General features: G+C 62.5%; 21 protein-coding genes and 1 tRNA gene. 9 read left to right on the top strand and 13 right to left on the bottom strand.

Annotation, left to right across the window (positions count from 1 at the left end; genetic code table 11):
• Positions 1-35: 35 nt before the first annotated feature.
• On the bottom strand, positions 36-308 hold the full coding sequence (locus AC0NIH_RS32350) for a hypothetical protein (protein ID WP_473463189.1): 273 nt from the start codon (positions 306-308) through the stop codon (positions 36-38).
• 335 nt (positions 309-643) lie between these two features.
• Between AC0NIH_RS32350 and AC0NIH_RS32345 the strand changes: the two genes are divergently transcribed.
• Positions 644-1,405, top strand: coding sequence for a Stf0 family sulfotransferase (locus tag AC0NIH_RS32345; RefSeq protein WP_473463187.1), 762 nt, complete (start codon positions 644-646; stop codon positions 1,403-1,405).
• Positions 1,406-1,649: 244 nt separating this feature from the next.
• Here the strand turns inward: AC0NIH_RS32345 and AC0NIH_RS32340 are convergent, their stop codons facing one another.
• The 7 genes from AC0NIH_RS32340 to AC0NIH_RS32310 all read right to left on the bottom strand — a co-directional run bounded on the left by AC0NIH_RS32340 (position 1,650) and on the right by AC0NIH_RS32310 (position 9,281).
• On the bottom strand, positions 1,650-2,990 hold the full coding sequence (locus tag AC0NIH_RS32340) for a TubC N-terminal docking domain-related protein (protein WP_473463184.1): 1,341 nt from the start codon (positions 2,988-2,990) through the stop codon (positions 1,650-1,652).
• A gap of 402 nt (positions 2,991-3,392) precedes the next feature.
• Positions 3,393-3,734 (bottom strand): ATP-dependent DNA ligase, encoded by a 342-nt coding sequence (locus AC0NIH_RS32335; RefSeq protein ID WP_473463181.1) that lies wholly within the window; start codon positions 3,732-3,734, stop codon positions 3,393-3,395.
• Between the two features lie 189 nt (positions 3,735-3,923).
• A tRNA-Gly gene (locus AC0NIH_RS32330) sits at positions 3,924-3,997 on the bottom strand.
• A 24-nt stretch (positions 3,998-4,021) separates the two neighbouring features.
• Positions 4,022-5,989, bottom strand: a complete 1,968-nt coding sequence (locus AC0NIH_RS32325) for an acyltransferase family protein (protein WP_473463179.1) — start codon at positions 5,987-5,989, stop codon at positions 4,022-4,024.
• A 235-nt stretch (positions 5,990-6,224) separates the two neighbouring features.
• Complete coding sequence (locus AC0NIH_RS32320; protein WP_473463176.1) at positions 6,225-7,715, bottom strand: hypothetical protein; 1,491 nt, start codon at positions 7,713-7,715, stop codon at positions 6,225-6,227.
• Positions 7,716-7,764: 49 nt separating this feature from the next.
• Entirely contained in the window at positions 7,765-8,220 is a 456-nt protein-coding gene (locus AC0NIH_RS32315) for a GtrA family protein (protein WP_473463174.1), read from the bottom strand.
• A gap of 32 nt (positions 8,221-8,252) precedes the next feature.
• On the bottom strand, positions 8,253-9,281 hold the full coding sequence (locus AC0NIH_RS32310) for a glycosyltransferase family 2 protein (RefSeq protein WP_473463171.1): 1,029 nt from the start codon (positions 9,279-9,281) through the stop codon (positions 8,253-8,255).
• Positions 9,282-9,515: 234 nt separating this feature from the next.
• Between AC0NIH_RS32310 and AC0NIH_RS32305 the strand changes: the two genes are divergently transcribed.
• Positions 9,516-9,779 carry a DUF6460 domain-containing protein gene (locus AC0NIH_RS32305; protein ID WP_473463168.1) on the top strand — a complete coding sequence of 88 codons (264 nt, stop codon included), beginning with the start codon at positions 9,516-9,518 and terminating at the stop codon, positions 9,777-9,779.
• Between the two features lie 20 nt (positions 9,780-9,799).
• Here AC0NIH_RS32305 and AC0NIH_RS32300 read toward each other — a convergent pair whose 3' ends face one another.
• Positions 9,800-10,696, bottom strand: a complete 897-nt coding sequence (locus AC0NIH_RS32300; protein ID WP_473463166.1) for a histone deacetylase family protein — start codon at positions 10,694-10,696, stop codon at positions 9,800-9,802.
• Between the two features lie 131 nt (positions 10,697-10,827).
• On the opposite strand from AC0NIH_RS32300, the gene AC0NIH_RS32295 reads away from it, so the two are divergent.
• Complete coding sequence (locus AC0NIH_RS32295; RefSeq protein WP_473463164.1) at positions 10,828-12,168, top strand: MATE family efflux transporter; 1,341 nt, start codon at positions 10,828-10,830, stop codon at positions 12,166-12,168.
• Here AC0NIH_RS32295 and AC0NIH_RS32290 read toward each other — a convergent pair.
• Both AC0NIH_RS32290 and AC0NIH_RS32285 read right to left on the bottom strand, forming a co-directional pair.
• Positions 12,161-13,240 carry a quinone-dependent dihydroorotate dehydrogenase gene (locus AC0NIH_RS32290; protein WP_473463162.1) on the bottom strand — a complete coding sequence of 360 codons (1,080 nt, stop codon included), beginning with the start codon at positions 13,238-13,240 and terminating at the stop codon, positions 12,161-12,163. The genes AC0NIH_RS32295 and AC0NIH_RS32290 overlap by 8 nt on opposite strands.
• The gene (locus AC0NIH_RS32285) at positions 13,237-13,587 is read right to left on the bottom strand and encodes a DUF952 domain-containing protein (RefSeq protein ID WP_473463160.1); all 351 of its coding nucleotides are present in this window, start codon (positions 13,585-13,587) and stop codon (positions 13,237-13,239) included. Before AC0NIH_RS32285 ends, AC0NIH_RS32290 begins: the two co-directional genes overlap by 4 nt.
• A gap of 163 nt (positions 13,588-13,750) precedes the next feature.
• Between AC0NIH_RS32285 and AC0NIH_RS32280 the strand changes: the two genes are divergently transcribed.
• Together AC0NIH_RS32280 and AC0NIH_RS32275 are read left to right on the top strand one after the other, a co-directional pair.
• Positions 13,751-14,185, top strand: coding sequence for a hypothetical protein (locus tag AC0NIH_RS32280; RefSeq protein WP_473463157.1), 435 nt, complete (start codon positions 13,751-13,753; stop codon positions 14,183-14,185).
• Positions 14,186-14,312: 127 nt separating this feature from the next.
• Positions 14,313-14,972: a response regulator transcription factor gene (locus AC0NIH_RS32275; protein WP_023768333.1), complete on the top strand. Its 660-nt coding sequence runs from the start codon at positions 14,313-14,315 to the stop codon at positions 14,970-14,972.
• A gap of 1 nt (position 14,973) precedes the next feature.
• On the opposite strand, the gene AC0NIH_RS32270 is transcribed toward AC0NIH_RS32275, so the two are convergent.
• On the bottom strand, positions 14,974-18,465 hold the full coding sequence (locus tag AC0NIH_RS32270; RefSeq protein WP_473463154.1) for a PAS domain-containing hybrid sensor histidine kinase/response regulator: 3,492 nt from the start codon (positions 18,463-18,465) through the stop codon (positions 14,974-14,976).
• 250 nt (positions 18,466-18,715) lie between these two features.
• On the opposite strand from AC0NIH_RS32270, the gene mscL reads away from it, so the two are divergent.
• Complete coding sequence (mscL, locus tag AC0NIH_RS32265) at positions 18,716-19,138, top strand: large conductance mechanosensitive channel protein MscL (protein ID WP_473463152.1); 423 nt, start codon at positions 18,716-18,718, stop codon at positions 19,136-19,138.
• A 105-nt stretch (positions 19,139-19,243) separates the two neighbouring features.
• Positions 19,244-20,410 carry a pyridoxal phosphate-dependent aminotransferase gene (locus AC0NIH_RS32260; protein WP_287275447.1) on the top strand — a complete coding sequence of 389 codons (1,167 nt, stop codon included), beginning with the start codon at positions 19,244-19,246 and terminating at the stop codon, positions 20,408-20,410.
• Positions 20,411-20,484: 74 nt separating this feature from the next.
• Here AC0NIH_RS32260 and hemA read toward each other — a convergent pair whose 3' ends face one another.
• Positions 20,485-21,762 carry a 5-aminolevulinate synthase gene (gene hemA, locus AC0NIH_RS32255; RefSeq protein WP_473469868.1) on the bottom strand — a complete coding sequence of 426 codons (1,278 nt, stop codon included), beginning with the start codon at positions 21,760-21,762 and terminating at the stop codon, positions 20,485-20,487.
• Between the two features lie 278 nt (positions 21,763-22,040).
• On the opposite strand from hemA, the gene galE reads away from it, so the two are divergent.
• On the top strand, positions 22,041-23,036 hold the full coding sequence (galE, locus tag AC0NIH_RS32250; protein WP_473469136.1) for a UDP-glucose 4-epimerase GalE: 996 nt from the start codon (positions 22,041-22,043) through the stop codon (positions 23,034-23,036).
• A gap of 97 nt (positions 23,037-23,133) precedes the next feature.
• Positions 23,134-24,384 carry a D-amino acid dehydrogenase gene (locus AC0NIH_RS32245; protein ID WP_473469139.1) on the top strand — a complete coding sequence of 417 codons (1,251 nt, stop codon included), beginning with the start codon at positions 23,134-23,136 and terminating at the stop codon, positions 24,382-24,384.
• Positions 24,385-24,551: the final 167 nt, after the last annotated feature.

Raw genomic sequence — 24,551 nt, 5'->3', positions numbered from 1 at the left:
GTCAACAAGTCGGGAGGTTTTTGATGGAACGTCGGTTATTTCTCACTGGAATGCTTGGCGTTGCGGGGGCAGTTGCGTTTGCAACCGTAGCCGGATCCGGCCGCGCGGTTGCCGGTATTCCCCAAGGCAACGGTAACGGAATTCTCGATGAATTGGACAAGCCGGATCCGGCTGTCTTCGAAGGCGACGACCAGGTCGAGGTGGAGCAGGTCTCCCATCGCCGTTGGCATCGTCGCTACTATCGCCATTACCGCCGTGGTGGACGGCGTCGCGTCTGGAGAAGGGTCTGCCGTCGTTATTGGCGCCATGGCCGTCGCCGTGTCCGCTGCTGGCGTGAGCGCGTCTGGGTCGGCATCTGGCTGTAACGGACCGCGAGTTGAAGGCCGGCCACCGCTGCGGTGGCCGGTTGCCTTGTTGATTGGGGACGTATGCAGGGGCCAGACCTGTGTGTCGCACGCAGGGAATTTGCCGGCCTGTTTAGCCTAAGATTGTTTAGCCGAAGATCGAATTGACGGAATCATATTAGAGGCTACTAATTGACGTGTTGTTAGACGGAGGTGACCATGCCGAGGAGCCATCGAGGCGCAGAACCGTATCCCGCAATGCCGGCCATACGCTTACAGGCAGGGGGCAACCGGCACGCATGAAAGGTGTGGCGATACTGACCGAGGCCCGTAGCGGCTCCGAATGGCTTGGCAGCCTCGCAAACAGCACCGGATTGTTAGGCAACTCGGCCGAATGGCTCGACACGGCCAATCTGGGTTTCAAGCCGAAATCCTTCGATGAACTCCTGTCTGCCGTCATCGATCGCGGCGGGACCGCGAATGGCAGGTTCGCCGTAAAACTGTTTCCACGCCACCTTCACTGGTCGCAGGCGAAACATCGAGCCGACTTCCTTGCCGAATGTGTCCGGCGCCATACCATGGGTTTGATCCTGCTGGAACGGCGCGACCGCCTTCGTCAGGCGATTTCCTACTGCCGGGCAAAGGCGTCTGGCGGTTGGAGAAGCACGATGGACCGCGCGGATATGGTTCCGCAATACGATTTCGCCGGTATCTGCCGGGCCTATTTCCTGATCGAGCAGAGCTATGCCTTCTGGGAGGCCTACTTGCGCCTCGCCGATTTGCCCCACGACCATTTCTTCTACGAAGATCTGCTGGATGATCCTCGTCCCTACGTCGCATCGGTTGCCCGGCAATTGTCGGTTGAGATGCCCGACTGCGAGTTCAAGACGAATTTGCGGTTGCAGCGGGACACGCATACCGAAGAGTGGGTGGAGCGTTTCCAGGACGACGCCCGATCCGGAGACGTGCTGGCCCACCTCCCCGAACAGGTGGCGCCGCGCAACTTCGAGAACTTCACCCGGTTCCTTCTCAAGAAGCAGATGCGAATAGGCCAGGCTTAGACTTGCTTGCGGCGCCCACTGGTTTCCGGAGCCAAATCAGGCGCAAGCCCTTCGGACATATGCTGGAGCGGGTAGCGGGAATCGAACTCGCGCGTTCAGCTTGGGAAGCTAGCCCTTTCGACCGGATTCCAACGACTTTCGTGTAAAATCGGGCAAATAGCGCTTGTTTGAAATCAATGGGTTACCGTCGAAATGTAAAACCGTCGGACGGTTAGAATGCCGCGGTTCTTCCCAGCGCAAGGGGTCAGTGGCCGTCGTGATCGGCAACCAAGTTGCAGCGTCCATCCGTCCCGAAAAACAAACCTCTGCCGGCCCCCTCTTTCCACCAACCATTTCCGGAGGCAGAGCGACGCAGACTGACCACGCCGAAACGCCACGCGCTCTTGTCGCCCTGGTAGGGCTGCAAGGAGAATAAATCTTCGTAGTGCGGCACCGGCCAGGTGTGATCCAGCACATCCCAGTCGCCTATCTTCCCACCAAGCCACATATCAAAATGATCTCGAGTCTTTGTGGCGGGCGGATTCGGATAGAGGGCAATTAGATGGGCTGTTCCGTCAGGATCGAGCTTGGCAGGCAGCGATTCGACAATTTTTCGAAGCAGGTCGGTCCCTTGCAGTCCGCCGCTCCAGAAATTGTCTCCTGGTTGCGCTGCACTATCAGGAGCGTAAGGAGGATTGGCCAAGAGGAGATCGCATGTTCCCTCGATTGAGTTGAACAAATCGCTTAAAATAAACTGTGCGTTGCTTTTGCCGTTAAGCATTGCATTGAACGTTGCAAACTCAACAGCGCGCGGATTGATGTCCGCGCCGATAACCGACGAACAATGATCTGCGGCCAGTATCGCGTGAATACCGGATCCTGTCCCCAAATCGACTGCCCGCCGTCGTGGACTTCTTTTGACCAAGCCGCCGAGAACAAAGCTCTCTCCCCACAACCACATGACCTGATTGATTGTAGAATTCTTGGTAGGATGGTCCGTTACAATGTAGCTGCCGTAGCAAGGAAATAAACACGCGTTCGCTTGCAGGACTCCGCCCGCACAGTCGGTCAAGAGGCCCATATCAAGCGCTGTATCGACGAACCTCGACGTAAGCTGTTTGGCAAAGAGGTTCGTGTTGACCTGACAGCCATCGATAAAGAGCGAAATAAGATTGTCGATGGGATCGTTTGCACGAGCGACCCAGTCGGGTCTCATCGAGGCCCAGAAATTAACCCCTAGGCGAGGAAAAACCCCCAGTCGCTTTGCGCAACTAGCGAGGTCAAAACTGCAACTGCGCAATTCGCTCACAAATTGCGTCATTCGTTCAGGTGCCACCGGGACCGGTGCAGCAACTTCGCGACAAATCGTCTGCAGTGTCGAGCTTGCTGGCTGTTCGGATCTAGCTGGTGGCGCTTCAGCCAAATGACCTGGCGGCGTATCCGCTTGCAGGAGGGCAATTATCTCATCTTTCTGATCGACAAGTGCCGATTTCAATTCCGCGTCGATTGCACCCACAGGAGCACTGCATCGAAGCCGGGACCCTTCTACCCATAGGTTCACCTTGCGGCTACGCAAAATTGTTAGAAGCGTGCTGACGTCCATCATAGAGTGTTCCTGATACTGAACGTTACCTTCGAAGGATGAAGCCTGGCCGCCGCTTCCTGGCGTTCTTTCGCCAGCGATCAGCCTGGTTGGCACCTTGATGACGCTGGACTTTGCCCACGCCCCTCACTCCCAAAGGAAGAATGCTTCCAAAGTGGCAGTGAGTCCAGATAAGTTTAGCTACGGCTAATGGGCAGGGTAAGCGTGATACGCCGTTGGACTAATTGTCCTTATGCTAGTTCCAGCTAATTTGCCCTGCGACGGGAATTCAAACCCTACTCCTCGTCAGCCTTATGACACTTAAGCCCGCTGGCCCCCTGGCGGGCTTTTTTGTGCCTGGTCGACGGCGGTTTTATTTGACGGGCGGCACTGATCGGAAAACCAGCACATTGGGGCCGAACTCCCTCACCCAAGCCTCATCCCTGGCGCCGCTGCGGCAGGAGCTTCCCCGGCGCTTCGACACAATGCCTTCGAGGCCCATCCGCTCGGCCGCCGCGAAGAACGCGGCGCCACCGCCTTCAAGGTACTGGCTGTACTGGATGACGCGTCGGCGGGCTTTACCAGGTCCCACAGAATCACCTTGCGCTCGATCACCGGCAGCGGGCGCAGATCCTCGCCATCCTTGTGCAAGATGTCGAAGGCGACGAAGGCAAGCAGCTCGGCATTCAATGCCATGCGCGAATGCATGGCGTGAAAGTTCGGCCGGCCGTCCGGCTCGGGCGCGATCATCTCGCCGTCGAGGATCAATGATTTCGCCGGCAAACGCCCGGCCGCCGGCCCAGTCGAGCACCAGCTGGGTGCGGTCGTCGTCGGACGCGCGCTGTAGCGTCCAAGAGAGCGACTCGACCAAAAGCGGAACGAAAGCGGTAAAACTGCCTGTAAAAACCACCCACTTTAGCTTGCTCCAAATCAGGCGCAAACCCTTGCGGCATATGCTGGAGCGGGTAGCGGGAATCGAACCCGCGCGTTCAGCTTGGGAAGCTGACAGGCTACCATTACATCATACCCGCGCAGCAGCCTCGTTACCATGAGGATTAGCCTCCGGGCAATCGCAAACCGGCTCCCGTCGCAAGTTGCGGCGGTTCAGCGGGTCCATGGCCCGCGGATTGCACTTTTGCCTTCGCGACTTCGTTGCTCGCGGCAAAGCTCGGCCAGTATTTCGAGATGGCGAGCTCCGCTCCGGCGGTCGAGAAATGGCCGTAGTCGAAGTAGAGAAATTGCTTGGTGCCTGCATCGGCGTAGGAACAGCCGGCCGCGTCGCACAGATAGGCCAGCGGGTCGATGAAATCAGCGCCTTTGACGAATGGCAGCACTCGCTTGTTGATGTCGGGATCCATGGCCATCGGCCAGGACGTGTTCGTGGCATGCTCCCGCGTTGCGAAGAAAGCGATTTTCTGGACGTCGGCGACGAATTCCGGAGACTGGCCGATGACATAGACCTTGACGCCCATTTCGCGAAGCCGGTCGACTGTCTTCTGCAGGCCATCGAAGCCCCTGATCTGGTAGTCGCTCCAACGGCCGCTCAGGATCACCGCCTGGACATTGGCATCCCGGATGACCGACAGGGCCCGTTCGTTGAAGCGGGTGCAGGCCGGCCGGGCATAGGAAAAATAGCTGAGGTCCGGTGGACAGCCGGCATAGGTGTATTGGATGACGTTGGCCTGGACCTTCTGCGCGTTTGCGTCGAGCCCCGGAACATAGTGGGCCGCAAAGGAATCGCCCCACAGCAGCACATTGGTGGCAAAGCCCTGCGTGCGGGTGCAGTCGGCGAGGTTCCAGGTCTCGATCCGGGTCTCGCCTTCATTGAAACAGACGCCGTTGCGCCAGTCGCCGACGCGAATCCGTTCGGTCGAAAAATCCGGGAACCGTTGCGGAAAACCGTTGCCCAGCGCACCAGTCAGGCCAACGGCGCACAGCAGCGCGATCGCCGTCGCCGAAAAGGCGAAGATGGGCAAGGGGGCGGTGAACGCCCGTTTCTGGCGAAAGGGTTGCTCGACATATTTCCAGGAGAACGTCGCCAGGGCGAAGCTGGCCACCGTCATCGCGACGATCGTCGGCACGCCGATGGCCTTCAGGGAGAGATAGTGGACGAACGAGTTGATCGGCCAGTGAACCAGATAGAGCGAATAGGAAATGAGGCCGACCCAGACCAGCGGGGCGAACCGAAGCACGCGGGTGGCGATAGGTGCCGACCCTTCCGCGCCCGCGCGGTCCGTGCCGGCATAGATGAGCAGCGCCGTTCCAACGCAGGGCAACAGGGCATTGTAGCCTGGAAACGGGTCGCTTTCCGAAATCGTCAGGAAACCGGCCGCGACAAGGACAAAGCCGGCCAGGCCGATCAGTTCCATCGCCAGCCGGCTGGCAAGCGCCGGAGGCCCTTTCAGCATCAGCATGGCGCCCAGCGCCAGTTCCCAGATCCGTGTCGGCAAGAGATAGAAGCCGGCGGTCGGCGCCAGCGTGGTTGCCATGACCGCGACGGCAAAGCTGCCGATGGCGATCGGCAGCAATATCGTCAGCCAGCGTTTCGAGGCATAGCGGTAGATCAGATACACAAGGATCGGAGCGAAGATGTAGTACTGCTCCTCGACCGAAAGCGACCATGTGTGCAGCAGCGGCCGCAGTGCGGCATCGATGGAGAAATAGTTGGTCGTCTTCCAGAAATAGATGTTCGACCAGAAGGTCGAGGCCGCGATCACGCTGAGACTGAATTCGTGTAGATCCGTCGGCAGAAGGATGAACCAGGCAGCAATGCTCGCCAGCACGATGACGAAGGTCAGCGCCGGCAGGATGCGGCGCGCACGGCGCCAGTAGAAGCGGCCGATCGAGAACTGGCCGCGATCGAGATCGTCGAGCAGGCTGCCGCTGATCAGATAGCCCGATATGACGAAGAAGATGTCGACGCCGGTGAAGCCGCCGGGAATGGCGGACACGCCGAAATGGAAGAGCACGACAGGCAGCACCGCGATCGCCCGCAGACCGTCGATGTCGCGCCTGTAGTTCATTTGGCCGGTCCGGATGATGCGGTCGGCGGTGTTGGCTTGCCGCAGCTTGCTGCATCGCTCATGCGGCGACGTCCTGATATTGCGAAAAATGCCAGTTTGCTGGTCGCACAGATCTACCCTCTGTCGCGCAACTTTGCTGCACTGCAACATCGGTGTCAAGGCAAACCGGTGTTCGATTGATGAAGCCGATTGGCGCAGGCGTTGAAATATCGGCGTTGAAAAATCGCCGTAAAAATCAGGCGCCGGGCAGGTAGATCACGGCATAGTCGTCCGCATAGGCCCGCTTCCAGCCCAATTCCGCGAAGAACGGTATGCGGGTATCGTCGGCTGTAAGCAGCGCCCAGCCAACAGCGTATTTTTTCAGCTGGGCCTTGAGCAGCGGCTTTCCGTCGCTCTTGCCCGTCCCCTCATCGGCTTTCGTGAATCCGCCCAGGAACAGCTGGTCCGTCCTGCCGTCGATATAGGTCTTGATGTCATGGAAAATCAGCGTGCCGCCGAAATTGTAGGAGTTCAGCACGTTGCCTGTGAGGTGGTGATCCCCGGCGAATGCCAGGGCGCCGCTGGCCGATGTCTTCGGGCTCGGTGCAACCTGATAGGCGCTGCCGAGTATCAAGACCGCACCGACCAGCAAGACAGCCATGGTGCCGCAGAGCATATGGAATCGGCTGGCCAAGAGCTTTTCCAGCCCGTCACGTTTTTCCGCCAACCAGGTCGTGGTTGAGAGCGAAGGATACTGCCATGCGACCTCGACCGCGATCACCAGGGGAATCAACAGGAAGGGCAGATACACAAATCGCATATGGCTGAGATAGACATGCAAGGCGAAGACGATGAACAACGCCTTGGCCCAGCCGATCCGGAGCCTCGATACCAAAAGCCCGAAAAGCGCCAGCAGCATCACCGCTTCCTGGAAGAGGTGCTCCTGGGCATTGAATGGGCGCCACTCCAGGATGAGCGGCACCGCCTCGTTGCCATAGGCGACGGTGAACGTGGCCAGAATGGCCTTCACCCCATAGGGATGCATCAGGCTGACCAGCGGGCAGAGCAATCCGAACGCAACCCATTTTGCCAGAAGCGCGGGCTTCGACAGGCCGATCCGCGACAGCAGCTCCAGTCCGGCAAATCCAGCGATGACGTAGCTCAGGGTGAAGGTGGCGTGCAGGTTCGCCCACAAGACGACAAGCACGAGCAGCAACAGGGGCGGGGCTTTCTCTTCATGCGCGGCGCGAAACAGCATTGCCGTCCAGACGACGATGATCGGCAAGGTGAAGACGTGCGGGCGCGCCGTATAGATCGGAGCGACCAGGAAAGCCGCTGTGAAGGCCAGCGCTATCGCCAGGATCGGCTTCAGCCATGCGCTGAGGAACCATCCCATCAGGAAGACCGTAAGGCCGACGGTGGCGATGATCAGCGTGACGACGCCATTCCAGCCGCCCGCACTGTAGGCAAGGGCCAGAAGCACTTGCCCCAGCCATTCCTTGGCGATCCAGGGCTGGCCGGCGAACGTGTAGGAATAGGGGTCGACGGTTGGAAACGTCCGGTTTGCCAGGAAGTCCAGCCCGACCTTCACTTGCCACCAATTGTCGGGATCCTGCAGGATCGCGCCGGCGAAGGCGGTGAGCACATAGGCCACGACGCAGGCGCAGAGAAGGCAGAACATCAGCCTGATGCGTTGCGCGTCCCCAAGTGACGGGGTCGCCGTCACGATCGCTGCGGCCTCGGTCATGTCGCAACTCCGGGTGACGGCGTCGCCGTCAAGATCGCTGCGGCTTGTGTCATGTCACGACTCCGGGCCATTTCGCGTTCGTTGCGGCCACGGCATCGTCCGCGCCGCTAACGAAGACGAAACGGGACGAGCCGAGATAGAAGATGACGGTGTAGAGGCAGTTTCCCGCCAGATGGACGAAAGGGGTTTCGATGATGCCGGCGGACATTGCGGCGATCACTATGCCTAGATTGGCGCTGTAGGAGACAATGAAGGTGATCGCGTATCGTACGGCTGTGCCGGGGCGAAAGCCGCCCGCTGCTGTGAATGTCCATCGGCGATTGAGGAAAAAGCCAAGGGTGAGGCCCGCTGCATAGCCTGCCGCGTTGGAAACGATGTCGCCCAGTCCCAGCCACAACCCGGTCAGGATGATCGTGTATCCAAGCGCCGTGTTGAGCAGCCCGACGGCGCCAAAGCGCAGCATCCGCGAGAAATCAGACGGAAGAGCCGACCGCATCCTGTCCATGCCGTTCCCGTTGCATCCGGTCGACCTTCGCCTCAACCACGCGCGGCTCTTTTCGCCATCTCCTGCAGGCGATGGACGGGCAGGTCGCTGTCCTTGGCCGGCTGGTCGCGCGAAACGATTTCGTTGACGAAGTAGAGCGGCCGCCGCTTGGTCTCCATATACATGCGGCCGAGATACTCGCCGAATATGCCGAGCACCAGAAGCTGCACACTGCCCATGATCAGCATGATCGCCGCAAGGCTCGTCCAGCCGGGCACCACGTTGCCCCTGGACCATTCGAACAGCGTATAGCCGAGCACGACCAGCCCGAGCACGCCGAACATCATCCCCAGCAGCGAGGCAAACCGCAAAGGCACGATCGAAAAGCTGGTCATCGCGTCGACCGCCAGAAGAACCATCTTCTTCAACGGATAGTGGGTGATGCCGGCAAAGCGCCGGTGCCTTTCATAGGGGAAGGCGACCTGCCTCAGCCCGATCCAGCTCACCATGCCGCGAATGAACCTGTAGCGTTCGGGCATCGCGTTCAAATGGTCCACCGCGCGGCGGCTCATCAGCCGGAAGTCTCCGGAGTCCTGCGCGATCTCGACATCCACCATCCGGCCCAGCAAGCGATAGAACATCGAGGCGGAAGCCAGCTTGAACCAGCTCTCGCCGTCGCGCTTCATCCTCTGGCCGTAGACGACGTCGAAGCCCTGATCCATCTTCCCCATCATTGCGCCGAGCAGTTCGGGCGGATCCTGGAGGTCGGCGTCCAGAATGAGGATGCGCTCGCCGCGGCAGAATTCCAGCCCGGCGCTGAGCGCGATCTGATGGCCGTAATTGCGGGCAAGGTCGATGGCGACCACATGGTCGTCCTTTTCGGCCAGTTCGAAAATGGCCTCGCGGGTGCCGTCGGTCGCCCCGTCGATGACAAGCACGATCTCGTAGGAACGGCTTTGCTCGAGGCATGCGGCACTGACGCGTCGATGCAGCTCGGCCACGCCGTCACGCTCGTTGTAGCATGGCACCACGACCGACAGCATGACTGTGCGGTGCGCGCCGATTTTTCCTGTTCCCGCCAAAGCCTGGCTCCCGCTCTTGGAACGGCAATAGCGGCAATTGGTTAGAAAACAGATAAGTCGGGATCGAGGGCGCTATCGAACGGCCGGGCGCGTCCTGCGCCGTCACGAACGGACCGACAGTTCCACGCCACGCACACTTCTGCCGCGCGGGCCGCGCTGGCTTGATGGATAGCCGCCAAGCACGTATTTCTGGGCGGTGCCCGTGAGTCTGGGCATCTCAATCGGGAGACGGCCTTGTCCGCACTGACGCGTTTTCTCGGCGACTCGCCGTTCAGGGTGGTCCTGAAGCTGCTGGTGGTCTCGTTCCTCGTCGGCCTTGTCATGAACGCCTTCGGCTGGTCGCCGATGGATGTCTTCTATGGCATCCAGAAGTTCTTCATGGATATCTGGAACCTGGGCTTCCGCGCCATCGACCGCTTCCTTGGCTATATCCTGCTCGGCGCCGCGATCGTTGTTCCGGCCTTCATCCTGCTCAGGATCGCCAACTACCGGAAGTAGGCCATGCTCGAAAAAGTTCGTCAGGCGTAGCCCGAGGCGACCTCGAACAGGATGGCGTGGCGCGCGGCAAGTGCTGGCACGTCCGTGGAATAACCGCCACCGATGACACCGCAGACGGGGATGCCGTCTGCGCGAAAATGGCCGATCACCATCTCGTCGCGGCTGCGCAGGCCGTTGTCGGAAAGCGCCAGCCTGCCAAGCCGGTCCTGCGCATGGACGTCGACGCCGGCATTGTAGAAAACGATGTCCCAATGCCGCATGGCCGACAGTTCCGGCAGGATCGCGGCGAGCCTTTCGAGATAGGGTGCATCGCCGGTGCCGTCGGGCAGCGCGACATCGAGGTCGGAGGCGATCTTGCGCACCGGGTAGTTGCGCTCGCCATGCATTGAAAAGGTGAACGCGCGCGGTTCATCGCCCAGAATGTCCGCCGTGCCGTCGCCCTGATGCACGTCGAGATCGACGACAAGGACGTTGTGCGCGGCACCCTCCGCGAGCAGCATCAGCGCGGCGACGGCGACATCGTTGAAGGTGCAGAAGCCGGCGCCTTGCGCGTGCCGCGCATGATGGCTGCCGCCGGCCGTGTTGCAGGCTATGCCGTGACGCAAGGCGAGCCGCGCCGCCAGTATAGTGCCGCCCGTGGCAAGCTGCGCGCGACGCGAAACGCGCGGGCCGATCGGAAAGCCGATCTCACGCTCGATTTTTTCCGGCACAAAACAGCCGATGACCTGATCGACGTAATCGGCCGCATGGGCAAGCTTCAGCCATGATGCCGGCGCGGGTTCCGCTGTGTTGAGCGCGCTGGCCAGGCCGCGTGCGTGCAAGGCCTCCATCAGCAGCGGATACTTGCTCATCGGAAAGCGGTGGTTGACGGCGAAGCCGGCGTCGTAGTCGGGATGGTGGACGATCTGCAGGGGCATGGACTGGGTCCGGCGGGCTCGCGCCAGACCGGGATTTCGGTTGGCCGTCGCGGCAAGGGTGATTGCGCGGTGGCAGGAAAATGGGGCACATCGGACGCTCGATCAAGCCGCAATCAGCAAGGCAGCAATCCTTGGACAAGGGCGCGACCACAGCCGACGCGAGACCTTTCGTCGTCACCAACCGTTCCGTGCTCGCCATCGCGGTGCCGATGACGCTTGCCTATCTGACGACGCCGATGCTCGGCCTAGTCGATACGGCCGTGATCGGCCAGTTCGGCGATGCCGCCTTGCTCGGCGGCCTGGCGGCGGGCGCGCTGGTCTTCGATGTCGTCTTCACCGGCTTCAATTTCCTGCGCTCGGGCACCACCGGCCTCGTCGCCCAGGCTTTCGGGCGTGGCGACGCGCTCGAGGAACAGGCGGTATTCTGGCGCGCCGTGCTGATCGCGGTCGTCGCCGGCATCGTAATGGCGGCACTTTCGCCGTTGATCGCCGTCGGCGGCCAGTGGTTCATGGATGCAGGACCGCGCGTCAGCGAGGCGATGGGCGTCTATGTCAGGATCAGGCTGCTCGCCGCGCCCTTCTCGCTGATCAACTACGCCATCCTTGGCTATGTGCTGGGCCGCGGCGAGGGCGGGCTTGGGTTGGTGCTGCAACTGGTGCTCAACGGCATCAACATCGCGCTCTGCTTCCTGCTCGGACTGGAACTTGGCTGGGGCGTTGCCGGCGTCGCCTGGGCGACCGTCAGTGGCGAATTCCTGGCCATGCTGCTCGGTCTGGCCATCGTCATCAGGCGGTTCCGGACGGCGCCGCCCTTGCCCCGCCATCGCTTGCTCGACATGTCCGCCTTCCTGCGCATGATGTCGCTCAACCGCGATATCATGATCCGCTCGTTCTCGCTGCTTGCCGCCTTCGCGCTGTTCACGCGCCAGGGCGCGCAGTTCGGCACCGTGACGCTGGCCGCCAATGCGGTGTTGATGAATTTCTTCCTTGTCGCCGGCTATTTCCTCGACGGTTTCGCCACCGCCGCCGAACAGCTCGCCGGCCGCGCCGTCGGTGCACGCGCGGAGCAGCCCTTCCGTCAGGCCGTGCGGCTGACGCTGTTCTGGGGTTTCGGGCTGGCCGGGGCCGCGACGCTGGTGCTTCTGTTGGCCGGTGCCACCCTGGTCGCCGTCGTTACGACATCGCAGGAGGTCCGCTCCGTGGCCGACATCTACCTGCCGTGGGCGGCATTCACCGCGCTGAGCGGCGTGCTGGCGTTCCAGATGGACGGCGTCTTCATCGGCGCGACCTGGTCGCGCGACATGCGCAACATGATGCTCTTGTCGTTCCTGGTTTTCGCCGCCGCGCTGCTGACCCTGGCGCCGGCCTTCGGCAATCACGGCCTGTGGGCGGCGCTGCACGTCTTCCTGCTCGCGCGCGGCTTCAGCCTGCTGGCGATTCTACAACTGCGAATGCGCACGGCGTTCAGCTGAGTGGCTTCGACGCCCACCGATCGAGATTGCTGTCGCGCAATTCGCGGATGGACTTGAGGCGCCCTTTTTCCATGAAGCTTACCATCCCTGCAATAATGCGGCTTGGCAGTGCCGGTCCGGCATAGATCATGCTGGTGTAGAGCTGGACGAGATCGGCACCCGCGCGGATTTTCTCCAGTGCGGCGTCCGTGGTATCGACGCCGCCGACGCCTATGATGGTCCTCTCGGGGCCAAGCAGCCTGCGCATTTTCGCCAGCACGATGGTCGAGCGTTCGAACAGCGGCTTGCCCGACAGCCCACCCGTCTCGCGCGCAACGTCGCCGCTGCGCAAGGCCGGTCGCGAAATGGTTGTGTTGGAGACGATGACGCCGTCGATCCGCTTCTCGGTCACCTCGGCGGCGATGTCCTCCAGTTCGGCCTCGACCAGGTCCGGCGCGATCTTCAGGAAGACCGGCGGCTGCGCGGACGCCACGGCGCGTGCGGCCATGACCCGCGACAGCAGTTCGCCGAGCTGTTCGCGCGCCTGCATGTTGCGCAGACCCGGCGTGTTGGGCGAGGAGATGTTGACGGTGAGATAGCTGGCATAGGCCGCAAAGCGGGCGACGCCGCGCTCATAGTCGCCGATGCGGTCGGCACTATCCTTGTTGGCGCCGATGTTGACTCCGACGATGCCGCCACGGCCCTCACGGGCGGCGAGGCGTTTTTCGGCAGCCGCATGGCCTTCATTGTTGAAGCCCAGCCGGTTGATCACCGCCTCATCCGCCGTCAGCCGGAAGATGCGCGGCTTCGAATTGCCGGCCTGTGGCAGCGGCGTGACCGTGCCGACCTCGGCAAAGCCGAAACCGAGGCCAAGCAGCGCATCGGGCACCTCGGCGTTCTTGTCATAGCCGGCCGCCATGCCGAGCGGGTTCGGGAAATCGAGACCACAGAGACAGACCTTCAGCCTGGCATCGCGCGTTGCACGCGCGCCAACCGGCAGGCCGCAGCGCAACGCCGCGATCGACAGGCCATGCGCTATTTCCGGATCGAAGGTGAACAGCAGCTTCTGGCCGAGCCGGTTGAGCACGCTCATTGCCCCTCCAGCGGCGGGAACTGGTGGGTGCCGTCGGCGCCGAGCGGCAATGGCTTGACCCACTTGACCGCTTTCAGGTCCAGCACGCCGTAAAGATGCGGGAATAGCGCGCCGCCGCGCGAGACTTCGTATTTCAGGGCATCGCCCAGGCTGGCGTCGTCGATGGCGACCAGCAGAAGATCCGTCTGGCCGGAAAAATGTTTTGCCGCTGTTTCCCTGACCTGCGACGTCGTGGAGAAGTGGATGAAGCCGTCGGCGACATCGATCGCGGCACCAGTGAAATGGCCGTTGGTTTCGGCCTCGCGCCAAGCCGCTTCCGGGGTTATCTTATAGATAAACTGAGACATGGTTGCGCTATAGAGCAATTCCAGGACAAGTGTGAAACGGTTTTCCGTCCGGAATTGCGTCAAAACGAATCCGAACCAGCCGTGCGGGAAAGGCCACGCTAAGGGTCTTCCCCATTTCCGGCGCAAAGATGCGATATTTCAGGCTTTGGCCATGGAGGACAACATGCGTCTGCAGCACATCTTGATCCCCGCCGCGCTCGTTTCGCTGGTCGCGGCTTCAGCATATTCGGAAGAAACCGATCGCTACCGGCTGGAAAGGTCGGCCACCGGCTATATCCGCATGGACACCCAGACCGGCGCGATGTCGATCTGCGAGGAACGCTCCGGCCAGCTCGTCTGCAAGATCGCGGCCGACGAGCGCGCCGCTTTCCAGGACGAGGTCGACCGCTTGCAGACCTCGATGAAGGCGATGGACGAGCGCGTCACCAAGCTGGAAAATTCGCTCTCCGCCCGGCTCGAATCGAAGCTGCCGAGCGAGGAGGAATTCAACAAGACGATGAGCTACATGGAGCGCTTCCTGCGCGGCTTCATGGGCATCGTCAAGGATATGGACAAGGACAAGGGTGACGGCGCCCAGCTCAACTCGCAGAAGACCTGAGCGCTATAGACAAGGGAAAACGCGGCGCGCTGGCTTTGCCGCTTGAAAACAGCGCGCCGCCCCTCATAATCGTCCAACGTGCCCCGGAAAAAGCTTAAAAAATCATCGGGGAATCGGGGAGGGACATTTGCCGTCAGGCTATTCTTTCGTCATCGCCGACGATCATCCGCTGTTTCGCGGCGCGCTGCGCGAGGCGCTCGCCGGCATCGGCAATGTCGCCGCCATCCACGAGGCCGGCGACTTCGAAAGCGCCAAGGCGCTGGTCGTGGCCAATGAGGATGTCGATCTGGTGCTGCTCGACCTGTCGATGCCGGGCGCCAGCGGTCTCTCCGGCCTGGTTTCGCTGCGCGGCGTCCATCCGTCGGTGCCGCTGGTCGTTGTCTCGGCGCACGATGACCCGGCGACGATCAGGCGCGCCCTCGATCTCGGCGCTTCCGGCTTCATCTCCAAATCGGCCAGCATGGAGGAGATCCGCAATGCGGTGCAGTCGGTGCTTGCCGGCGACATCGCGGCACCCGCCGGCATCGATCTCGGCGTCGAGCGCGATCCCGAAATCTCGGACCTGATCAAGCGGCTGCAGGCGCTGACGCCGCAGCAGACCCGGGTGCTTGGCATGCTGGCGGAAGGCCTGCTCAACAAGCAGATCGCCTATGAACTCGGCGTCTCCGAGGCGACCATCAAGGCGCATGTCTCGGCCATCCTGCAGAAGCTCGGCGTCGACAGTCGCACCCAGGCGGTGATCCTTTTGTCCAAGATCGGCGGCGACCCGCTGCAGCCGACGAGCTGACCTATTCCGCCGCCGAGGCCAGCGGCCTGACCCTGGCCATCATCGAACGCAGCACGGCGGGTTTCAGCGGCTTGTTGATCACCGGGATCTCAAGCTCGCTCGCGGCCGCCCGCACCTCGTTGGAGCGGTCGGCCGTGACCAATACGGCCGGCAGGCCGGCGCCATGGGCCGCCCGCAGCCTGACGATGATGTCGAGACCGGTTTCGCCGTCGAGATGGTAGTCGGCAAGCACGATGTCCGGGCGGCCGATCGCGGCGGTCTCCAGATCGCGTGAGCCGGATACGGTGTCGACATGGCACCCCCAGCCTTCGAGCAGCAGCCGCATGCCTTCGAGGATGCGGGCATCATTGTCGATGCAAAGCACATGCAATCCCGCCAACGAAGCCGCCGCCCGCGCAGGGCCTCTGGTCTTTTCGATCTCGCGTCGCGGCTCCTGCATGGCAGCGACCGGCAAAACAACGGAAAAGCGCGTGCCTTTGCCTGGGTTGGAGAAGATGCGGATTTCGAGCCTGAGCACCCTGGCGATGCGGTCGACGATGGAGAGGCCGAGGCCGAGGCCCTCGGCCTCGCGCGCACCCTCGTCCAGTCGCGTGAATTCGCGAAAGACCGTGTTCAGCTTGTCACCGGCAATGCCGATGCCGGTATCGATCACCTGGATCTCTGCCAGTTCGCCGCGCCGCCTGACGCCGACCAGGATGCGGCCGTGGCGGGTATATTTGATGGCGTTCGAGACGAGATTCTGGATCAGGCGGCGCAACAGATTGCGGTCCGTCATTACCGTCAGCGACGACGGCATGATCGCCAGCCCGAGCTTCTTTTCGGCGGCAAGCGGCCGGAAGTCGTTGCCGATCTGGCTCAGCAGTCCGTCGAGGGTGAAGGCGCTGTCATCCGGCTTCATCGCGCCGGCATCGAGGCGCGAGATGTCGAGCACGGCGCCCAGGATCGTCTCGACCGATTCCAGCGAGGATTCGATGTTGACCGCCGCCTTTCCGGCCGGACCCTTGCCGGCCTTCTCGATCAGCGAGGAGCAATAGAGCCGGGCGGCGTTCAGCGGCTGCAGGATGTCGTGGCCGGCGGCGGCGAGGAAGCGCGTCTTGCCGAGATTGGCCTCCTCGGCCAGCATTTGCGCCTGCGCCAGCTCCTCGTTGACCCTGGTCAGTTCGATGGTGCGGGTCTTGACGCGCTGCTCCAGCGATTCATTGGCGCGCTTCAGCGCCAGATCCTGTTCGACGCGGCCGGAAATGTCGGCATAGGTGGCGACGATGCCGCCATCCGGCATTGGGTTGGACCGCAGTTCCAAGATGCGGCCGCTGGTCTTCAATTCCATCTGCCAGGGGCTGACGAAACTGGTCAGCCGGTTGAGCATCATCACGCGCTGGTCGGCGGGGATGTCGCCGCGTTCGGCAAGATGGCGCAGGATCTGGTCGAGCGAGACGCCGACCTGGCCCATGTCGTCGGGCAGGTCGAACAGCGCCCGGTATTGGCGGTTCCAGCAGATCAGCCTGAAATCGCGGTCGAAGACCGTGATGCCCTGCTCCATCTGGTCGAGCGCGATCTGCAACAGGTCGCGGTTGTGCTGCAGCGCTTCGGTGGCGTCGTCGAGCAGGCGGAAGGCATCGCTGGATTCGCGGTCGTGGCGCCGGAACAGCAGCGACAGGATCAGCCGCGCCGAGGAGGAACCGACAGCACTTGCCAGCAGTTGCTCGGAGAAGCGGATCACGTCCATGCTCGCCTGCTCCTTGCCGAGCAGCGTGGTGCCGTTGGTCTTCTCGAATGATTGGAAGGAGCGCTCGGTGCGTTCGACGCCGAGGTAACGCCCGATCGTATCCTTGAGGTCGTTGACGGTGATGGCGGTGCGGAAGCGGCGCAGGCTCGGCATCGGGCCGGCATCCCTTGGCACGAAGATCGATGCCTGGATGCGCTCCAGCGGCACCGACGCGCGCGACAGCGAGCCAAGCACGAAGAACAGCGTGTTGACAGACAGGCTCCACAGCACGCCGTGGTTCAGTGGTTCGGCCACAGTGCCGAACAGGGCTTGCGGCCGCAGCGCTTCGAAGCCGAACAGCCCGTGCACGACCATGTCGGTATCGGGCGCGACAAGCGAGGGCAAAAGCAGCGTGTAGCCCCAGACGAGGATGCCGGCGACCATGCCGAGCGCGGCGCCCCTGCCGTTGGCGCCGCGCCAGATCAGGCCGCCGACCAGTGCCGGCGCGAACTGCGCGATGGCCGCGAACGACATCAGGCCGATCGATGACAGTCGTGCGCTGTTGGTGCTCTCGCGGTAGTAGAGGAAAGCGATGAACAACAGGATGAAGATCGCCCCGCGCCGCACATTGAGGATCAGCGTCGACCAGTCCTCGTTCTCCGAGGTCGAGGTCTTGAGCAGCCGGCGTACGAACAGCGGAATGACGAGATCGTTGGAGATCATGATCGACAGCGCCACGCTTTCGACGATCACCATGGCCGTTGCCGCCGACAAGCCGCCGATGAAGGCCGCCATGGCAAGCACGTCATGGCCGCTGAACAAGGGCAGCGACAGCACGTAGAGATCGCTGCTGGTGCCGGTGCCGACCAGCGACAGGCCGGCAAAGGCGATCGGCAGCACGAACAGGTTGATCGCCACGAGGTAAAGCGGGAACACCCAGGTCGCCGTGCGCAATTCGGCCTCGCCACGGTTCTCGACGATCGTGACGTAAAACTGCCGCGGCAACAGGATGATGGCAAAGCCGCTCAATCCCGTCAGCACCAGCCAGGTGGCGAGCGAGGTGTTGTAGCCCATCGCCTGACGCACCTGCCCATTCTGCGCCAGCTTGGCGAACATGTCGCCCGGTCCGCCGAAGATCAGGAAGGTGACCATCAGGCCGATCGCCAGGAAGGCGGCAAGCTTGACCACGGTCTCGACCGCCACCGCCAGCACCAGTCCGTCCTGGTGCTCGGTGGCGTCGGCGTGGCGGGTGCCGAACAGCACCGCGAACAGCGCCAAGAGCATGGCGACGACCAGCGAGATGTCGCTGACGAACGGATCGAAGGAGGGCGGCGATCCCGTATAGTGCTCGACCATCAGGCTGACCGAGCCGGAGATCGCCTTCAGTTGCAGCGCGATGTAGGGCACCGCGCCGATGGTCGCGATCAGCGTGGCGATCGCGGCGACGGTGAAGCTTTTGCCGTAGCGGGCGCCAAGGAAGTCGGCGATCGAGGTGATCTTCTCGGTCTTGGCCAGCCGCACGATACGGTTGAGCAGCGGGAAGCCGAACACGAACACCAGCACCGGGCCGGTATAGATGCCGAGGAATTCGAGGCCGCGCTCGGAGGAGAGCCCGACCGAGCCGAAGAAGGTCCAGGAGGTGCAGTAGATGGCAAGGCTGAGCGCATAGATGAAGGGCCGCGCGCGGCCGGGTCCGGAGACAGCCGAGCGGCGGTCGCCCAGGCTGGCGATGGCGAACAGCAGCGTCACATAGGCGATCGCGATGATGACGATGAACAAGCCCTGCACGCCTGGAATTTCCTCCTTTGCCGCCTTTTTATCCGGCTTGTGCGAACGCAATCACAGCTTGGCGCTGGAGTCCATCGCGGCTTTGGCAGCATGATCGGGGCGACGAAGCGAGCCCGGGCGCTGCCTAAGGAGAAAGCGGTTGCTTTCCCCTTTTTGCCCATGTTGCAACCGCAGGTTTTTGTTATGTTGCCGTCGGGTCGACGCCGCAAGGACGGAGCGGCAGCGCGGCCGCCATGACAAGGAGGGTCGAATGCTGAGAGAATTCCAGGAATTCATTTCCAAGGGCAATGTGATGGACTTGGCCGTCGGCGTCATCGTCGGCGCTGCGTTCGGCAAGATTGTCGATTCCCTTGTCAACGACATCATCATGCCGATCGTCGGTGCGATTTTCGGCGGCCTGGACTTCAACAACTATTTCTTTGGATTGTCCTCTGCCGTGAACGCCACCTCGCTGGCCGACGCCAAGAAACAGGGTGCGGTCTTTGCCTATGGCAGCTTCATCACGGTGGTGCTGAACTTCCTCATCCTCGCCTTCATCATCTTTCTCATGGTCAAGGCGGTGAACAATCTGCGCAGGCGGCTCGAGGCCGAGAAGCCTGCGGCCCCCGCCGCGCCGCCCCCCGCCGATGTTGCTTTGCTCACCGAAATCCGCGATCTGCTCGCCAGGCGATAATGTAGCCAACCGTTGCTGGACCAAAACCCCGGCCGTTCTCGGCCGGGGTTTTCCGTTCAAGCATCTGGTAAAGAGCGGCAACCCTAATCGAAAACGGATTTGTCCATGAGCCTGATCGACAGCTTTCGCGCCGAAGCCCGTGCCGCACCTGAGAGCGGCATTGTCGCCGTCGTCAATTACGGCCGCCTGCGTGAGGGGCTGATCCCGCTCTGGGCCGGCGAGGGCGACCTGCCGACGCCGGCCTTCATCACCGATGCCGCGTCGAAGGCGCTGGCAGGCGGCGAGACGTTCTACACCTGGCAGAGGGGCATTCCCGACCTCAGGCAGGCGCTGGCCCGCTACTACGCCAGGCATTTCGCCAAGACCTTCCCGGAGGAGCAATTCATCGTCACCGGATCCGGCATGCATGCCATCCAGATGTCCCTTACCGCTCTCGCCGGCGCTGGCGATGAGGTGATCTATCTGTCGCCGGCCTGGCCGAATTTCGACGCCGCCGCCGCCCTGTCGGGCGCCGTTCCGGTGCCGGTCACGCTCGATCATTCCGGCAATGGCTGGTCCTGCGACGTCGAGAAGATCGCCGCGGCGATCACCCCGCGCACCAAGGCGCTGTTCATCAACACGCCGTCGAACCCGACCGGCTGGACCGCCGATCACGAGACCTTGCGGGCGATCCTCGATCTCGCCCGCGCCAGGAACGTGTGGATCATCGCCGACGAAATCTATTCGCTGTTCCACTATGGCCCTGGCCGTGCGCCGTCCTTCCTCGACATCGCCACGGCGGAAGACCGCATCCTGTTCGTCAACTCCTTTTCCAAGAACTGGGCGATGACCGGCTGGCGCGTCGGCTGGATCAAGACGCATCCGAGCCTGCAGCAGGTGTTCGAGAACCTGATCCAGTATTCGAATTCCGGCGTCGCCCAATTTATGCAGCGCGGCGCCGTCGCAGCTCTCGACGAGGGCGATGGTTTCGTCGCCGAACAGGTGGAGCGGGCGAGGAAGGCGCGCGACCTGGTCTGCGGCATTCTTGGCGCCACCGGCCGCGCCCGGTTTACCGTGCCGCAAGGCGCCTTCTATTTGTTCTTCACGGTCGATGGCATCACCGATTCGCGCACGGCGGCCTTCGACATCGTCGACAAGGCCAATGTCGGCCTGGCTCCGGGAACCGCCTTCGGTCCCGGCGGCGAAGCCTTCCTCAGGCTGTGCTTCCACCGCCGCCTCGACCAGATCGAGGAGGCCGCGCATCGGCTGGCGAAGTGGATGGGAACTGTCTGAGCAGGCGGCGAAGCCCGATCTGGAAGTCGCTCTGGTGCCTCAGATGCCGCCGGAGTTGAGTTTCAAACGGGCTTTCAGCCGCCTGACTTGGGCACCAGCAGCGGCACGATCCGGTCGCTCTTGGCGACAGAAGGCCGGCCGGCGGAACCATAGGGAATGCCCAGCGCATCCCAGGTCTCGACCAGCGCATCCTGCAGTCCAGCGATCAACTCATCCGAATGGAACGGCGTCGGCGTGATGCGCAGCCGCTCGGTGCCGCGCGGCACGGTCGGGTAGTTGATCGGCTGGATGTAGATGCCGTGCACGCCAAGCAGGCGGTCGCTCGCCATCTTGCACAACTCGGGGTCACCGACCAGCAGCGGCACGATATGGGTCGGCGATTCCATCACCGGCAATCCGGCGGCCGACAGGATCTGCTTGGTCCGGCTCGCCTGCTGCTGCTGGGCATCGCGCTCGGCCTGCGAACCCTTGAGATGGCGGATCGAGGTGGTGGCCGCGGCGGCGATCGCCGGCGGCAGCGCCGTGGTGAAGATGAAGCCCGGTGCATAGGAGCGCACCGCGTCGATCACCGCACTGGTGCCGGTGATATAGCCGCCCAGCGTGCCGAACGCCTTGGCCAGCGTCCCTTCGATGATGTCGATGCGGTCGGCCAGGCCCTCGCGCTCGGTGATGCCGCCGCCGCGCGGCCCGTACATGCCCACCGCATGGACCTCGTCGATATAGGTCATGGCGTTGTGGCGCTCGGCCAGTTCGACGATCTCTTTGATCGGCGCGATGTCGCCATCCATCGAATAGACGCTTTCGAAGACGATCAGCTTGGCGCGTTCGCGGCCCGCCGCCTGCAGCAGGCTTTCCAGATGCGCCACGTCATTGTGGCGGAAGATCTTCTTTTCGGCGCCCGAACGCCGCACGCCCTCGATCATCGAGGCGTGGTTCAACTCGTCCGAGATGATCAGACAGTTGGGCAAAAGCCGGGCGATGGTCGAGATCGAGGCTTCGTTGGAGACGAAGCCGGAGGTGAAGACCAGGCCTGCTTCCTTGCCGTGCAGGTCGGCAAGCTCGTGCTCGAGCTCGACCAGCGGGTTCGAGGTGCCCGAAATGTTGCGGGTGCCGCCGGCGCCCGAGCCCATCTTGCCGGCAGCGTCCTGGAACGCGGCGATGACGTCGGGATGCTGGCCCATGCCGAGATAATCGTTGGAGCACCAGACGGTGATTTCCTCGGCGCGGCCGTTGGACCGCCATATGGCGCGCGGAAACTGGCCCGCGATGCGCTCGAGATCGGCGAAGACGCGATAACGACGCTCGGCATGGAGCTGGTCGATCGCTTCTTCGAAGAACCGCTGGTAGTTCATGTCGGCTTCCCAATTTTGCGCGGGATCATAGTCATTGCCCTTTTGGCCGTCCACCGGGCCGCTTTGGTCAAAATGCCACGCCCCGCACCTGTTCCTAACGATGCCGGATCGTGGCCTATTCCCCTCCACGGTACCCCTTTGGATCACTTTTGTTTCAGCTCGATGCCACATCAAGTGAACGCCGGTTACCTAGGGTACTAATGGCCATCCGCCAGGCTTTCCAGTAAGGCGGTTGTTGAGACAGTTTCCGATAAATCTTGGGTAAGCGAGGACTTGGGATGGCGGTTTTGGTGACAGGCGGCGCCGGCTATATCGGCAGCCATATGGTCTGGGAATTGCTGGATGCCGGCGACAGCGTGGTCGTTCTCGACCGTCTGTCTACCGGCTTCGAATGGGCGGTGGCGCCGGAGGCAAAGCTGGTCGTCGGCGATGTCGCGGACAAGGAATTGGTCGGTTCGATCATCAGGGACAACAAGGTCGACGCCATCATCCATTTCGCCGGCTCCATCGTCGTCCCGGAATCGGTTTCCGACCCGCTCGCCTACTACGAGAACAACACCTCGAAGACCCGCACGCTGATCGAAACCGCGGTTCGCGAGGGCGTGCCCAATTTCATCTTTTCCTCGACCGCCGCCGTCTATGGCGGCGCCGGATTGGAGCCGGTGCGAGAGGATGCCCGCCTGGCGCCGGAATCGCCCTATGGCCTGTCCAAGCTGATGAGCGAATGGATGCTGCGCGATGCCAGCCTCGCGCACGACATGCGCTATACCGCACTGCGCTATTTCAACGTCGCCGGCGCCGATCCCAAGGGCCGCACCGGCCAGTCGACGCCCGGCGCCACCCATCTGATCAAGGTCGCCTGCGAGACAGCGCTCGGCAAGCGCCCCTTCATGCAGGTGTTCGGCACCGATTATCCGACACCGGACGGCACCTGCATGCGCGACTACATCCATGTCAGCGACCTGGCGGCGGCGCACCGCCTGGCCTTGCAGCGGCTGCGCGCCGGGGGCAAGAGCCTCGTCGCCAATTGCGGCTACAGCCATGGCTATTCGGTGCTCGAGGTCATCGACAGCGTGCGCCGTGCCTTCGGCCATGATTTCGAGGTGAAGATGGGCGACCGCCGCCCCGGTGACGCCGCGGCGGTGGTTGCCAATTCGGACCTCGCCCGGGCTGAACTCGGCTGGACACCGCAGCGCGACGATCTCGACCGGATCGTTGCCGACGCGCTCGCCTGGGAACGCATCCTGACCGGCAAGAACTCCTCGCGCGGCTGAGTCAGCCCCAAGGGCTCGCAAGCCACCCGGCGAAGCGCTATGGAAGCATTCGCGGAGGGCGCGGACGCGCTGCGCCGTGTCGAGCTTGGGGGATGGCATGAAGATAACGGTGCTCGGAGCCGGCGTTGTCGGTACGGCGGCGGCCTATTACCTGGCCGGCGATGGCCACGAGGTCACCGTGATCGAGCGCCACGCGGCGCCGGCGCGCGGCACCAGCCAGTCGAATGCCGGCCTGGTGTCGCCGGGGGATGCCACCGCCTGGGCCTCGCCGGCGGCATTGAAGACGTTCCTGCGCGCGCTCTACAACCACGATCTCGGCATCAAGGTGCGGTTGCGCTTCGATCCCTATTTCCTCGCCTGGAGCCTGCGTTTCCTGCGCCAATGCACCGTGGCGCGCCTGCGCGCCAACAGCCAGGTCAAGCTGCGCCTGGCGCTCTATTCCAGGGATTGCATCAACGCCATCTCCGCGGAAACGGGCATCGGCTACGACGAGCGCAAGAAGGGCATCCTCTATTTCTTCCGCTCGCAGCACAGTCTCGACACCGGCACCGACAATTACCGCTATCTCGCCGAGCAAGGCCTGCCGATCGAGATCGTCGGCCGCGAGCGGCTGGTGGAGCTTGAACCGGGTCTTGCCGGCGTGAAGGAAAAGATCGCCGGCGGCGTCTATTCGCCGATCGACCAGACCGGCGATTCCCGCCAGTTCGTCGAAAAGCTCGCCGCTCATGCCGCCGAGAAGCTTGGCGTGAGATTTCTCTATGGCACCGCGGTCGAGGGGCTGGACATCGAGGGCGACCGGGTGCGCGCGGTGATGACCTCGGCCGGACCGATTGCTGGCGATGCCGTGGTCATTTCTATGGGACCGGAGAGTGGTCTGCTCGGCCGCCGTTACGGCATAGACCTGCCGGTCTACCCGGTGAAGGGCTATACCGCGACCATTCCTCTGGAAGACGAGAGCAAGGGGCCGACCATGGGCGGCGCCGACGAGGACCAGCTGATGGCGTATTCGCGCCTTGGCAATCGGTTGCGATTGGCTTCGACCGCCGAATTCACCGGCTTCGACCGCACCCACAAACCCAGCGACTTCGCCACCATGTTCAGGACCGGCAAGGATCTGTTCCCCGGCGCCTTCGACGAGAAGAAGGCCGAACTCTGGGCAGGCCTCAGGCCAATGATGCCGAACTCCGTGCCGGTGATCGGCCAGGCGCGCTATGAAAACCTCTACCTCGATACCGGCCACGGCCATGTCGGCTGGACCATGGCCTGCGGCTCGGGAAAATTCCTTGCCGACCTTGTCGCCGGCCGCAAGCCGGAGATCGACCCGCAAGGGCTGGTCTATGTCAACTGAAGGAGCTCTCAAGCGGTCCACCGTTTCACGGAAACGTCGGACCGCTCACATCTAACTCTTTGTTTTGGCGCAATTCCCCAAGGGAAAGCGCTGCGCGCTTTTCCTGGAAAACCGTTTCACACTTTTCCTGGAATTGCTCTATCGTCGTGCTGGCACCGAACCCATTC

It is taken from the genome of Mesorhizobium sp. WSM1386 (assembly GCF_055901595.1).
This window is presented reverse-complemented; position numbering and strand designations above follow the sequence as displayed.